Source organism: Rickettsia tillamookensis (assembly GCF_016743795.2).
In the GTDB taxonomy this organism is placed as follows: domain Bacteria; phylum Pseudomonadota; class Alphaproteobacteria; order Rickettsiales; family Rickettsiaceae; genus Rickettsia; species Rickettsia tillamookensis.
The window spans coordinates 19360-34313 of record NZ_CP060138.2 but is presented as its reverse complement, the minus strand read 5'-3'; the positions used below and the strand labels follow the sequence as shown (position 1 = coordinate 34313).

Here is a 14954-nt window from a genome sequence, read left to right as displayed (position 1 = left end):
AAATGACTCATAGCCCTTTAGCACAATTTGATATCAAAAAATTGATAGAAGTCAAAATTCTTGGCTTTGACGTCAGCTTTACTAATTCAAGTATCTATATGTTACTTGCTAGCACCTTAGCTCTAACTTATTTTTACTTAGCTTTTTATAACCGGAAATTAGTACCTTCTAGATTACAAGTAAGTGCTGAAATAGTTTATAATCTTGTAGCTGATATGTTAAATCAGAATATAGGAGTAAAAGGACGCAAATTTATTCCGTTAGTTTTTAGTTTATTTATTTTTATTTTATTCTGTAATTTACTTGGTATGACACCTTATAGCTTTACTGCTACTAGTCATATTATCGTTACTTTTACTTTGGCAATTTTAGTATTTTTAACGGTCACTATAGTCGGTTTCGTAAAACACGGCTTACGTTTTTTAACTCTTTTTTTACCACACGGTACTCCTTTATGGTTAGCACCGTTAATGATAGTAATTGAACTGTTTACATATTTAGCAAGACCGGTTAGTTTATCATTGCGACTCGCCGCTAATATGATGGCGGGACATGTTTTATTAAAAGTAATAGCCGGTTTTACCGTTTCATTAATGATTTACTTGAAATTTCTGCCAATCCCTCTTATGGTGATACTAATTGGGTTTGAAATTTTTGTTGCAATACTTCAAGCTTATATTTTTACTATTTTATCTTGTATGTATCTTAATGATGCTATTAATTTACACTAATTGTTATTTTGATTAATTAAAAGTTAGGTTTTTTATGGACATGGTTTCTTTAAAATTTATTGGTATAGGGCTTATGGCTATCGGCATGTACGGGGCGGCTCTAGGCGTTAGTAATATATTTAGCTCTCTACTTAGTTCAATAGCACGAAACCCTTCAGCTGCAGAAAACTTACAAAGAATGGCTCTGATAGGTGCAGGTCTTGCTGAAGCAATGGGGCTTTTTTCCTTTGTAATTGCTATGTTACTTATTTTTTCTTAAAATTCACTTTTAAATAAGATGCCTCAATTTGATATTGCTACCTATTATTCACAAATTTTTTGGCTTATCGTTACTTTCGGCTTATTGTATATCTTTGTTTATAAATTTATCACGCCAAAAGCCGAAGAAATTTTTAATAATAGACAGACAAATATTCAAGATAATATTACGCAAGCCGATACGCTAACCCAAGAAGTAGAAAAGCTAAACAAATATTATAACGAGGAAATAGATAAAACAAATACAGAAATAGATAGGCTAAAAAAAGAAAAAATAGACTCTTTAGAATCAGAATTTTTAATTAAAAAAAAGAATCTAGAGCAGGATTTAAAAAACTCTATAAGTCAAAATATTGAAGATATAAATTTAGCTGCTAAGCAATTTAGAGCTAATAAAAGCGAAGCAATAATAAAGCTTGCAGTTAATATTATTGAAAAAATAGCCGGAACTAAAGCAGATATAGATTTACTCAAAAACATAAAAATAAAATAATGAATTTTCTAGATGAGAGCTTTTGGCTTGCCGTTAGTTTTGTAATTTTTGTATATTTAATTTATAGACCGGCAAAAAAAGCCATTTTAAATTCTTTAGATGCTAAGATTTTAGAAGTCCAAGAAAAAGTTCTAAAAGCTGAAAAGTTAAAAGAAGATGCGGCTTTACTCTTTGAACAAACCAACGCACAAATACAAAAATTAGAAACTTTACGCTCTCAAATGATAGAAGAAAGCAATGAAGTTACCAAGAAAATCATTCAAGAAAAAACTAAAGAAATTGAAGAATTTTTAGAGCATAAAAAATCTGATGCTATACAGTTAATTCAAAACCAAAAATTAACCGCAACTAAAGAGCTACAAGATGAATTTTGTGATGAGGTGATAAAACTTGTTTCCGAATATTTTCAATCAGCTAAATTTTCAGAAAGCAGCATTGCTAAAAATCTAATGGATAAATCTGATTCTCCTCATGATGAAGATAAAGTTACATAGCCACATTAGCCACTGCCTAGCAGTTTGTTTAAAACTGCTTCGTTATCAACACATATTCGTAATATCGAGCCGTCAATAAAATACTCCGGATGTTCGTTTGTTATCTTATTTATTAATTCAGGATAGGCTCTAGTGAATTCTTTTACACAAGTGAAATTTTTATTAGGATTATAAATAGCTATTAAACAAATTGCTTCAAAACATAACATTTTTGCTATTTCTATATTTTTAACATTTGCTAAAGCTCCTAGTTGTTTTGCTAAATATCTATCGCCTAAATAGCCTTTCACCCCCCAATTTCCTAAGATTGAACACTTACTACTCCATTTATATTTAGCGGCATTAATAAATATTTTATTTAAAACTTCTTTTTGTAATTTTTGCTTAATTTCTAATGTAACTTCCTTAAAATCGCCTCTTTGTAATATAAACTCCCTAGTTTCGTTATTTTTTATAAATTCTGGGGCAATTTTTTCTAGGTAACTTTTTAATTCCTTATCAGGATGAGCTGCCCCTAAAGTTTGTACACGCATTAAGTAAGCTTGTTTGTAAAGCTCTATGGCTTTATAAGCATCGTCTAATTTATGATAAGCCAAACCTATATTAGTAAGAAATCCAGCAATATCAGGATGATTACCTTGATGTAATTCTTGAAACATCTTTAGTCCTGATTCAAAATATTTCAAACTTACAAAAATATATCCTAATTTATCATAAGCTGTTCCTACATTATTGAGAGAAGTAGCGATTGCAACGTGATTGCCTTGATATAATTTTTGTTGCATAGTTAGAGCTTCTTTTTTATATCCTAGTCCTCTCGATATATCTCCTAACTTCTCATATATCACTCCGATATTACTCAGAGAATCCGCAATACTAGGATGATTGCCTTGATATAATTTTTGTCTCATCTTTAGTGCCAGCCAAAAATATCTTAACCCTTCTTTTACTTTACCTAAGTTACCTTGAGCTATACCGACATTATTAAGAGAAGTAGCAATGTTAGGGTGACTACCCTGATATAATTCTTGATACATTTTTAGTGCTTGTTCTTTAACTTCAACTCTTCTTTAATATTGCCTAATTTTCCATAAGCCACACCAACATTATTAAGGGAGCTAGCAATATCAGGGTGATTTCCCTTATATAAAGCTAGATATAGCTCTAAAGCTAATTCTTGATATTTTAGCCCATCAGAAATCTTGCCTAAATTTTGATAAGCCAAACCAACGCTATTAAGACAGAGAGCAATATCGTGGTAATTGCTTTGATATTGTTCTTTTAACATATTTAATGCTTGTTTTTTATACTTCAACTCTTCTTTAGTATTTCCTAATTTTCCATAAGCCACACCAACATTATTAAGAGAAAGTGCAATAGAATGATGGTTACCTTGATATAATGCTTTTAGCATCTTTAGTGCTGCTTCTTGGTATTTCAGCCCTTCGGAAATCTTGCCTAAATTTTGATAAGCCCCACCAACATCATTAAGAGAGTTAGCAACATTAGGGTGACTGCCTTGGAGTTCTTGAAATATTTTTAAAGCTTCTTTGTAATATTTTAATGAGTATTTAAATTTACATAATATGTATTCATTATAATTCCCTAATTTTTGATATAAATTTGCTTTTTTAAAGTTATCAATCTTAATATTATCATTTAATATTTTTATTATATGAGGATAAAATATTTTAGCACTCTCCCAATATTCATTTGGAATATCTGTTAATAGTGGAAATAAATTATCTAATACTTCTACTAATCTTATATAAATCTCTTTTTCATCTATTGCATGCTCCTTGTATTTATTTATATATTGCTTTGTTATAGTCTGTACTAACCTATGTAATTGTAAACCTGCCTGTCCATTTTGATATGTTAAATTCATTAATGATAGTGCTTCTAACCTTTTTATAGGTTCTTGTAGCTTTTCTTCGTCTACTAGAAATAATTCTTTAAAAATATCTATACTGATAAAGTCAGGATCTAAATGTGCAGAACATTGCAATATCAGCCAAGCTAAAGGCGATTTTTCTAGTAGTTGTAGTAATAAAACGGTTTCTATGTGATCATCTTTGCTATTTTTAAAGTAATTAATATAATCATCCACTCTAAGGAGTTTATTTTCTTTTAAATACGCTACTGCTTTAGATAAGCTATACGGCAATATAAAAGCATCTTCACTACTAAGTTCTGCTAATAAATTACTAATATCTTGTTTATTCAACCTATCTTTTAAAGATTCAACTAAATATAAAATTGCTTCTTCTCTATTAAAAGGTTTTAACTTAATATTTGTTATATCCTCACTTAATTTATTATTTCTAGTAGTAATTATAACTTGCGTCTTATCGTTAGGCATATTCATTATACCGTTAAGATAAGACTCGATATCTTTGTATTTTTCGACATTATCAAAAATAAATAACGTAGACGGCTTTAAATTAGCAATCCTCTCATGGACTAATCTTATTATATCTTCTTCCTTTTCGCCTATTGTATAAATAGCAACCTCTTTAGCGAGTTGCCTATATGCTTCAAAGATTTTGTCTGCAGAATCTGCATTAATAAAACGTACTATTTTCTTTGCTTCATCTCTTTGTTTACTGCCATATTCTATAGCTATTGTACTCTTACCTGTTCCAGCGAAAGCACTAACTGTTATAAATCGTTTTTCGTTTAAAGTTTCTTCTATTTCTTGTAATATTTCATTACGGACAATCAGATTATAAGTTGATAAAGGTGGTAAATTGCTAATTATATTTTCTGTAACTTTAATTGATTCATTAGTAGTATAAGCATTGCTATCTTCTAATACTTCCTTTGCTTCTTCACTAACTTCAATTAACCTGAAAATTTGCTCTCTTAAGTCATCTACTTTAACATTCGGTGAATTTGTGAATATATAATATTTGCCATATTGAGGTTTTATTTCATATAGTTCTTTTATTACTTTTAACTGTTGTTTTATTAAATTCGGTATTTCTTTTTTATCTATGCTTAATTTACTCAACTGGGCTAGATACCAATCACTACTGCTCTTACTATTTGTATTTGCTACATCGATAGACAAATTTACTTCTTCTATGCGGTAATGACCTTTATAAGAAAGTTCAAATTTTCCTTCAGAGGTTATGATCTCTTTTGATGGGTATCCTTGTGCGGCATTATTTTCTAAATGCTTATAAATTTCTAAAAATTGCTCACTTGCAATATTACCGCTTACAAGCTGATCGATTATCTCTAAGAAGCTTCCCAATGTTGTTGCTGTAATATTTCTATGTATTAATTTACTTGCCAAATCTTTAATCGTACTACCAACAGGTATAAAATTAAGCACCTTATCTATTGCTTTCTTACCTAATGTGTCATCTTTAGGATCATATTCTATGCAAGGCCAATCTAATATTTTCTCAGATCTTATAGGCTTACCTGTTGCGAGATCAAAACTATCTAGCATTGAATCAAGTAAATCACCATTTAATGATAGTAAAGTAATATAGCTTTTAATAGGTACAGCTTTATTTAATGTGTTTATTATTTTACTGTTATATTCAGCTGCCGTAATTTTAGGAAATAATCTATATGCTTTATGTATATGCGGGTTGCAAACATTTACAAAATTCGGAGCTGATAAATAAGTTGTTATATTTAAATTTTTTACGTCAAAGGTAGTTTCATGGCTAAGAATATTTGGTTTAAAGCTATCCATAATTTTTGCAGAACCAGGGCTATCGAATGTGATTGCCTTTGCTTTTGGATAATGAAAATCTCTATGAGCAAAATATAAACTAAGCTCTGCAAACCATGCACCTATAGAATAACCTGTAAAAGATAAATTATAATTATTCTCATTAGCATATTTGGTAACTTCCCCTGTAGCCTCATATGCTGCTGCTTGCTGTGCAACTATCTGCCCACCTAAAATACTTTTCAAATGAGCTTTAAGAGGTGAATTAGCTTTGAGCAAATCCAATTTTTCAAATGTAGTACCTCGATAAGCAAGTACCATTTGCTTTGTTCTTTCATTTATATATGAGACTGCGTAATATCTACCTATTTCAGGCTTGTTAAATATTTTAAATATTCTCCAATCCTCTAACTGTTCATTTCGGATTTTTATCTTTTTGTCATTTTCTTTTTCTACAGCAAACTTTACAATATCATTTTCTTTAGAGTCTATATAAGCGTGCAAACTAAATAAACCATGCACAAAATCATTAGGGTGATGCTTATAGTTTTGATTATTTAAGATAATTTTACTTTCGATTTTTTGTATAAGTTCATCACAAGAATTAGGTACTATCCCCCAACTTACATTACCGATAAAATTGTTATTTTGGATTTTAGCGGCTATTTCCTCTAACTGTGGAAGCGTTAAATGTAGATTGCTAAAATCTAGATGAATAAAGGAAGGAACGTTCTGTTCTAGACACGCTATAATTGTTTGATAATCACTTGTATTAACTGAACTTTTTGAAGAAAACATACCTGCCTGCTTTCATAAATATACTTCATAAAATTTTATCGGTTGTACAGCATCAATTGAACTAAATTTTGCGTTTTCAATCAAACTTCTTGAAGAATTAATAATTAAAAGTTATTACTTTCAATTATTATTTTTATTCTGAATTTAAAATTAGATTATCGAGATATGAATTTATAGAAAAATATAGGATGGTGAGAGACATGGTACATTATTAGAACCTTTAACCAGTATAGATTAGACTTAATTAGGGCTTTTGTTAAGCCTAGTTATGCCTTAATATCGGCTTAATTCTCTACTTTATGCAACAAAATTTACAAGCAGCATAAAAATTTAAAGGGTGGTTTTATTTATTATCTAACATTCTGTTAATCTGCTGACGGTGTTTGATCATTTTCTAAGCTCATTAATCCAGTTAAAACAAGCCGATCGTCATTGTTATTAATATTATTGTTTTCTGCGACCTCTTGGGACAGAGCCACATCTTGTAGTTGTATATTTTGTTCTACAAATTTATTTTCAACTAATATATCAAACTGTTTATCCGATATTGAAGCTTTGGTACTTAAGTTTTTTATTAATTGTGCTGTTTCATCCGAATCATTATTTTTTAAATCTTTTTTTATCACTTCATCTTTTGTATGTTCTTCTACTTTATTTACTATAATACTTTGATTTAGTTTGGTTTGTTGTTCTTTATATTTCTTTTCTGCATTTTTTTTGTTTTCCTCATATAATTTCCTTTTCTTATCCTCTATTGTAATTTCTATTGCTGATTTATATTCTTCTATGGCTTCGCTATATTTTGCTTGAGAAAATAAATCATTACCTGCAGCATTTAAGCCTTCTGCTTTATTATTCGCTATGATTTGATTTCTTTCTATATATTCGTTAATTATTTCTAATATTGAATTATCACTTATTTGGTTGTGTTCAAGGTCAAGCATAATAAGCGAAGTATTATATTTAAGTGCTTCAGAGAAAGCTTTAGCTCCTGCATCACTTATTTTGTTAAATCTAAGGTCAAGGTAAGTAATAGAATTATTATTTATTATGCTTTCAGCCAAAGCTATAGCTCCAACATCTTCTATTTGATTACTAGACAAATCAAGATAAGTAATAAAATTGTTGTTCTTTATAACTTTAGCTAAAGCTATAGCCCCAATATTTCCTATTTGATTCATCAAAATATCAAGATCAGTGATAGAACTGTTGTGTGTAATGGCTTTAGCTAAAACTTCTACTCCATCATCTCCTATTTGATTATCTCTAAGATCAAGGTAGGCGATAAAATTATTGTTTGTAATGACATTAGCTAAAGCTATAACTCCAAAATTCCCCATTTGGTTATGACCAAGAACAAGTCCGCTAATAGGGCTGTCTGCAATCGCCTCAGCTAAAGCTAGAACATCAGTATCTCCTATTTTACACCACCAAAGATCAAGCTCAGTACGACCATTTCTTAAACTATCGGCTTGTTTCTTTAATCCTCTTTCCTCTAGAAATTTTATTAGTTCTTTCATATATTTATCCTTATTAAATTCTATATATTTTAATGTTTTGTTAAAAATGAGCTATAAATAGAATCATAATAAGGAGTTTTAAGAATGCAATAGAAATTTAATTAGAAGTATGAACTAATGAGTTGAGATTGATTTAAGGAGTATATAAGTTAGTTTTTTGATAATATTTAAAATTTGGAACTTAAAAGAGATTTAATACAAAAATTAGATCTTTTGGAACATAAAAGGAGCATTCAAAGTTTTTGGTAAATTTCAAAAAGCCGTGAAACCCTTTATACATGTGGTGACCCCTACGGGACTCGAACCCGTGTTCCCACCGTGAAAGGGTGGTGTCCTAACCGCTAGACGAAGGGGCCTTTAAAGTAGGCAAATAGATATATTAGTCATACCGTGGCTACGACCGGCTCAGTTTTTTTGTTGTCATTCCGTGATTTATTCACGGAATCCAGTTAAAAATACTAATATTAGTATTTTTAGTTTTTTTCTGGATACCGTGGACAAGCCACGGTATGACAGTGATGGAATTAATCTACGGCATGACAGTAAGTTAGAAGTTTTATACAACAACTTTGCAAATATTGCAAGTATAAAAATTATAGGTTTACCTTAAGCTTAACACTACCTTGATGGCTTCTATAATGTTTATTTAGATAATAATTATAATCCAAAGAAATAGTAGTATTCTTGATATTGCCTATAATACCCGTTCCCAAATTATAGGATGTTTTCGGTTGTTTCGGTATTGCATAATTTTGCTTAAATTCAGTATCAAATATTTTAACAACTCTATTTATTCTTTGGGTTTTCTCTTTAAAATTATGTTCTACCGCTCCTTGGAATGTTAGCCCTAAATTATTAAATTTTAGAACATCTTTTAAAGGTACTTTGACTTTAGTACCGACAATTCCGGACAATATATTATTCTCTTTCATTGTAAGAGCTATTTCTTGTACGTTAATACCGGTTTCATTATATACTCCATCTCGTGACTTCCCATATCTCAAGCCAATATTTGGGGTAATAACGAGCTTGTTTTGCAAAAGATAATTATAATTCAGTAATGCTTCTGCATTATAACTATGATTACGATGTTTTACATTACTTCTAATTTTATTATCACCGTATGAATAAGTCGTCTTATCTTTAATAAAGTTTTTAGAAGCAGATACTAAAGCTTGTAGTACAAAATTCCTCGGTAATTCTTTTTGTCTGTAAATAGAAACCACATGACTATCAATAAGTTCTTTATCATTATTTTTACTATTTTTAAATTTAAATACTGAATGAACATTACTATAAGCTATACCTAGAATATTATTGTCGATTTCAACGTCAAACCCAATAGTAGCACCTTTGTTAGTACCTCTATAACCGGTCATATTTTCTACGCGTCCATGATTATTAGTGCCGTACATACCACGCATCCATAAACCTCTTTTTATACGAGATTCTTCATCATCACCGGCTCCTACCGCTACCATATTATTAGACATATTCATAGATGCATCTAATCTATTACGAATCATATTATTTACAATAGTATTAACAACTTTCGCTTGATTTAAAGTAGGAGCATTTTCTGAAATTTGCGTTTGCATTTCTTTTTTTGCTTTCTGTTCAAGAGGAACAGCCGTATCAACTTCCGTTATTTTAAGGTTACCCCCATCGGAATCGGATAATTGCTCTATTATTTCTTCTTCCTCTTCAAATCCTGAATCATAACTTTCTTCATCTTCGCTACCATCGCCTAATGCTAAACATTCCTTTTCTCTACCGTCACTTAATGCTAATGTACAATCATTACTTGATACAGGTAGTGCAAGTAACCCTTTATCCCCTGCTTTTTGAATCCCGGATTCTGTTACTTCTGTGTCTTCTTGTTCTTCATTGCCTGCAGGTAAGGTAGATTCTGATTTACCATCCGACACTGACATTTTATCCATTTCACGATTGAATTTTTCAACCTCCTCATCTAAACTACTGACTAAAATCGCAATATCTTCGTCTGAATTATATTGTGGATCCAAGGATATAGGGATTTCTGCATCGTATTTCTTAAGCTCCTTATTTATTTCTTCAAAAGAAAAAGCTTGATCAAATGCTAACGGGTCTTTTTCAGCTCTACTCAAAACCTTACTTACAAGTTCTTCTTCTTCTCTCAGCACTTCAATCTGCTGAACGATTTGAGCAGCTTCTGAGCTTGTACTTGGCAATTGTTCCAGTTCTTGCCTTTTAACTATTACTGCCATTTGATATGTCCGTAGAAGAGCTAATTTAGTTTCACTTGAATTTTTATCACTACTATTGGCTATCTTTGAGCTTGACTGGTCCGGAGTTGGACAGCTATCCTCAGCTCCATATCTATGACCTACTCCTATATCTCCTGTATTATCCCCTGATAAATCTTCATTACTACCAAATATGTTTAAGCTACTAGCTGAAGATGAACGTGAAAATACCGGCTTACTCTCAGTTACCTTAGGCTTAGATTCCGTATTTAGATGCTTTATCTCCCCTTCTAACCAAATCTTTTCTTTTGACATCTCAAATACTTCGAGCATTAACTTCTTAAATTTTGGATCATCGTGATTTAAAGTATCTAACTCCAATTCCTTAGCCTTATAATCATTGGCTATTTTTTCATGTTCAGATTTTAATTTCCCTAATTTCATAACATTAGAACCGCTTAAATCCTCTAAGCCGTTAATTGAAGGGGAACGGGATAGATTTGATTCTGTATTACTAAGTAAATCGCTTATGTCGCCAGCTGAATAGGAACGTGATGATGATACATCTGTGCTTGAATACCCTTCATTTAAAGAAAATGCTGCTTCTATGGCTTTCCTTTTTTCTTTTAATTGTGATTCTTTTGAAGATAAGTCTAGAGCTTCTATAGCTAACCGCTTAAATTCTAGGTTTTCTGGATCTTGATATTGATTCAATATGGCAATAGCTTGCTTTTCCTTAACTCTTCTATCTTCCTCTACTTTTAGTAGTTTATCTCCTAAATCTAAATAATCTAATTTCTTATCAAGCTCAGCACTGAATAATGGTGTTTTAGCTAATTTTCGTTTACCAGTATTCTTACAACTTATAGATGATTTAGGTTGCTCTCTATTATATATTGTTTCTGATGCTAAATTCTCATAACTAACCGGCTCATATATAGTAGATAAATTAGATAATGGCTGTGTACCTTTAATAGTACTATCAACTAAATTTAGCCTACCTTGTGATCTATCAAGTAAAGCTTCAGCTTCTCTTAGTACTTCAGGGGTAGCAGTATTATATAGTGAAGCATATACACCTGTAAGTTCTCTTACTTCTAATTCTCCTAGTTGTTTAAGTTTGCTTAATAAATAACCCCGTGTATTTATATCATGAACTCTATCAACTCTTAATACTACTTCTTGATATTGATCATTATCTAAATAAGGTAAAGATTTGATTATTGTCGGATCTATTGATTCCTTAGGTACTCCTGAAGAGCTTAGGGAGTTTATAGCATTTATTATAGCAGTTTTATGATTTTCTCGAAACTGTTGAGCTTGCGGAGAGTTATATAGTGACCTTACATTTATAGGTGGGGTTACAGCTAAATTTTTCGGTAAGCTATTCATATTAGCAGTCGGCATAAAATACCCATTCCCCCAATTTGGATTAAATCCAACATCTGCATCTGTTTCTATAGCTAACGTATCAGGTTGTTTTGATTTCTGAGCAAATGCGTCGCCAGCTAAACCTAAATATTCTAATCCTTTTTTGTCAAGCTCTGAACTTAAAGAATATAGTGCAGGATTTTTCCAATTTTTGTCAGATCTCGAGCTTTCATCTGTAGTCGTTATTTGTAATAAGTTAGCTTGCTGAATTTTATATACTTTCGAGACCAAACCTTCATATGCCTTTATACCGACAAGAGGTGCAATCTCACTTAATTTTTGATTAAATTGATCCACACTTAACTTTCTCATTTCTGTCACTAAACTATCTATTACACTATCTATTTGAGCTTGATTTGACTGATTTGGCTGTATGCTATTCAAATAATTAATGTATTGTGAAACCTTAGCCTCGTAAATATCTTTTGGATGGCTTGGAAGCTGTCCAGATACTTTTGAACGATTTTCTTGTATTTGCTGCTGCAGTATAGCTAACATCGGATTACTTTCTAGCGAACTATTCGTTTGCATATGCGGCACATTTTCCCAACCTAGATTAAATTCGGTATCTTCATCTGTTTCTTTACCTGAAATACCGCTTGGTAAGCTTCCCAAGCCTGAATCCATACTTTTAGCTTCTGCTACTTCTTGATTCAGCATATAAGTTTGCGGCTGAGCTTGGTTTGGCACTAAGTACCCATCTTCATCCTCCGGCAAAGTTCTTTGAAGCTCATGACTTAATTGCATGGTTGACTTTGCTGTTAGCGACTGCTTAGAAATAGTAGCAGAAGAAGTTGTTGACGGAGTAAGAGCTAGTCCCTCTAGTTTTTTTATATTTTCTTCAATCTTATCATTTGTTACCATTGCAACATGATTGTCCATTTGCTCTTGCAGTTTTTTTAGCTTTGTTCTACTTGCTTCCTTTTTTGCATCATTCAATATTTTTTGAGCTTCATCTGCCGCCGCTTTTATAGCTTTTTCTTGCTTCTTTATTTTCGATAATTGTTTTTGTGCTTCTTGTCTTTGCTTTTTATCCTCTATAGCTCCTACTTTTAATTCTAATTCTTGCAACCTGTTTGATGTTGTATTAGCATTTGATATTTGTTGCATTTTTTTTGTAATATCTTCCCTGATTCTTACTATATCTCTTGCTTTTTCTTTTTGATGATTTTCTTCTTTTCTTTTCTTTTTTCTTTCAGTTCTTTGCTTATCCTCCGCTTGTTGCTGTTTTTTTGTTTTTTCTACAGCAATATGTCGTTGATTTTGTTCTAATTGAACTTCCTCTCTTTCACTTATTAGATCTTTGTATTCTGCACTATTTCTTTTTACTTCATTTGCTTCCGCTCTCTTTTTTTTATCGACTACAGCTTGTCTAGCAGCATTGACTTTCTGCTGTTGAGTAAGCACCTCTAGTTGTTGCTGCTGATTTAAGAATGACCAAGCCGGCGGCATCTCTGTAACCGGAGCTTTTACTTGAGGTTTTATTAAAACTACCTTATTTACTGAAATATCTATTTCTTCAGATAACCTATTTGCTTCGGTGTTTTTATTTATTAACTTTTGTTCAAGTTCATCTATTTTTTTATTATTTTCTTTTAATTTTACACTATCTTTATCCAATTCACGCTTATTTTTTACTCCTCCTGTCTTTTTGTTCCAACTGGCTAGACTCTTATTTTCTTCATCTAATGCTTTTATTTTTATTCCTATCTCTGCAGCTTCTAACTTTAGTGCTTTTGTTTTTTTCTGTGATGAAACTATCTGTTTTTGTAGCTGTTGTAACGGTTTTTTATTTTTTTTACCTTGGGTATTTTTAATTGTCGATTCTACGTCAGCTAACTTGCTTCCTAGCTTCTCATTAACTCGTAATATATTATCTACCATTTTCTTTGCAACTTCGGCACTGCTCAACAGAGGTTTTGGAGGAACCGGAGGTTTAGCCTGTGTACTAGATTGTACTGTCTGTTGTGGCTCGCTACTAAATAATAGTTTTCGTACCACCTTTGAGTTTGTGTTTGGCGGTGTCTTAGCTCCCAAATTATCATTTGGTTTAGAATCTGGAATAGGCTGATACGGAGTCGCCGGTGTTGATGGAGTACCAGGTGCCGTAGTATAATGTTCCGGTGATGTCAGAGTAGTATTTGGTGTATTAGGTGCAGTGACAAAGCCATTTGAAGCTGGGCTAACAGTAGGCGAAGACGCTGTTATTATAATCTCTGGTTTTTGAGGCGTTTGCTCTGTCGGTTCAGGAGTATAATTATTTTGATTTTGCTCTACTTTTTCAGCACCTACAAATGTTTTGCTTCTAGTAGGTGGTCGTACTTTTCTCGCTTTTCCGACATCAGACTTACTACGTGCTACCTTTTTATAATGATCCTCTATAGGAATATCTTTTAATGGATTAGATGGATTAAATGCTTTAGATTGCTTAGATATTTCCATTTCTCTTATTTCAGATGAAGTATATGTGTTTCTTTCCGGTTCCGGTACAATCACTGTTCCTATCTGCTGCGGTGTATTTGTCGTATCTCTATTTCCGTTTGATTGTGACAATCTGAGCGATAATTTCTTTTCGAGTGCGTCACGAAATAATGCTTTTTGATTGCTGCTCGCCATACCCTCAAATGGTATTGCAATTATTGCTCCTACTGAAATAGAGGCCAGAAGAGAATATTTTAAAAATCTTGATTTTTTTAGTAAATTTTGTTCTGTTAACTTATTCATTACAAATATCTCAATTTAAATTAAAATTTTATATACATAAACGTTGGGCATTATAATAAATAAGTTAATAAAAAGCAATATATAAGTTAATTTATCTTAACTTATAATTACGAGAGAATTTTATTCTAATTATTGAAAATATAATAGATATAACGTATAATACGTTTTTAACTTTTAATTGAAAATGCTACAATATTTTAAAATAACTTTGGAAGCAGAGTATAATAATTTAAATATTTGGTATTTTGTTAGTTTTATTTGCGGTATTATTGTTTATTTTTCGCTTGATTTTGAGCTTTCATTTAAAACAATTTTTTTCATTTTTTGTGTTTGCCTAATATTAACCTTTACTAGAAATTCTAATATATTTTTACAGTTTACTTATTGGATGATTATTGCTTTTATTTTTGGCGTATTTATCTCTAAATATCGTGTGACAAATTTACACGGCGAAACACTTCATAAACCAATAATAACAAAAATTAGCGGCAATATAGAATCGATAAAACCGACTATTATAGGAGGACAAATAGTATTAAACAACATTAAGATTGAAAAAATTAAACGTAATTTACAAAAAGTTAAA

The 14954-nt window shown here is 31.2% G+C and carries 8 protein-coding genes, 1 tRNA gene and 1 pseudogene; 4 read left to right on the top strand and 6 right to left on the bottom strand.

Annotation, left to right across the window (positions count from 1 at the left end):
* The first annotated feature begins 2 nt into the window (after positions 1 to 2).
* The 4 genes from H6P87_RS00165 to H6P87_RS00150 are packed head-to-tail and all read left to right on the top strand — an operon-like array spanning position 3 to position 1976.
* Positions 3 to 731 carry a F0F1 ATP synthase subunit A gene (locus tag H6P87_RS00165; protein WP_202069548.1) on the top strand — a complete coding sequence of 243 codons (729 nt, stop codon included), beginning with the start codon at positions 3 to 5 and terminating at the stop codon, positions 729 to 731.
* A gap of 34 nt (positions 732 to 765) precedes the next feature.
* The gene (locus tag H6P87_RS00160) at positions 766 to 990 is read left to right on the top strand and encodes a F0F1 ATP synthase subunit C (protein ID WP_010420727.1); all 225 of its coding nucleotides are present in this window, start codon (positions 766 to 768) and stop codon (positions 988 to 990) included.
* Between the two features lie 18 nt (positions 991 to 1008).
* Positions 1009 to 1482: a F0F1 ATP synthase subunit B family protein gene (locus H6P87_RS00155; RefSeq protein WP_202069547.1), complete on the top strand. Its 474-nt coding sequence runs from the start codon at positions 1009 to 1011 to the stop codon at positions 1480 to 1482.
* Positions 1482 to 1976: a F0F1 ATP synthase subunit B gene (locus H6P87_RS00150; protein ID WP_202069546.1), complete on the top strand. Its 495-nt coding sequence runs from the start codon at positions 1482 to 1484 to the stop codon at positions 1974 to 1976. The genes H6P87_RS00155 and H6P87_RS00150 overlap by 1 nt, the downstream gene beginning before the upstream one ends.
* 5 nt (positions 1977 to 1981) lie before the next feature.
* Here the strand turns inward: H6P87_RS00150 and H6P87_RS00145 are convergent, their stop codons facing one another.
* The 6 genes and pseudogenes from H6P87_RS00145 to H6P87_RS00120 form a co-directional block, all read right to left on the bottom strand.
* On the bottom strand, positions 1982 to 3013 hold the full coding sequence (locus H6P87_RS00145) for a tetratricopeptide repeat protein (RefSeq protein WP_202069545.1): 1032 nt from the start codon (positions 3011 to 3013) through the stop codon (positions 1982 to 1984).
* 2 nt (positions 3014 to 3015) lie between these two features.
* The gene (locus tag H6P87_RS00140) at positions 3016 to 3429 is read right to left on the bottom strand and encodes a tetratricopeptide repeat protein (protein WP_246438132.1); all 414 of its coding nucleotides are present in this window, start codon (positions 3427 to 3429) and stop codon (positions 3016 to 3018) included.
* A 9-nt stretch (positions 3430 to 3438) separates the two neighbouring features.
* Positions 3439 to 3621, bottom strand: a pseudogene (locus H6P87_RS00135) (tetratricopeptide repeat protein); the annotation flags it as partial.
* Between the two features lie 3209 nt (positions 3622 to 6830).
* Positions 6831 to 7985, bottom strand: coding sequence for a leucine-rich repeat domain-containing protein (locus H6P87_RS00130; RefSeq protein ID WP_202069544.1), 1155 nt, complete (start codon positions 7983 to 7985; stop codon positions 6831 to 6833).
* 281 nt (positions 7986 to 8266) lie between these two features.
* Positions 8267 to 8341, bottom strand: a tRNA-Glu gene (locus H6P87_RS00125).
* A gap of 237 nt (positions 8342 to 8578) precedes the next feature.
* The gene (locus H6P87_RS00120; protein ID WP_246437925.1) at positions 8579 to 14368 is read right to left on the bottom strand and encodes an autotransporter outer membrane beta-barrel domain-containing protein; all 5790 of its coding nucleotides are present in this window, start codon (positions 14366 to 14368) and stop codon (positions 8579 to 8581) included.
* Between the last annotated feature and the right edge of the window lie 586 nt (positions 14369 to 14954).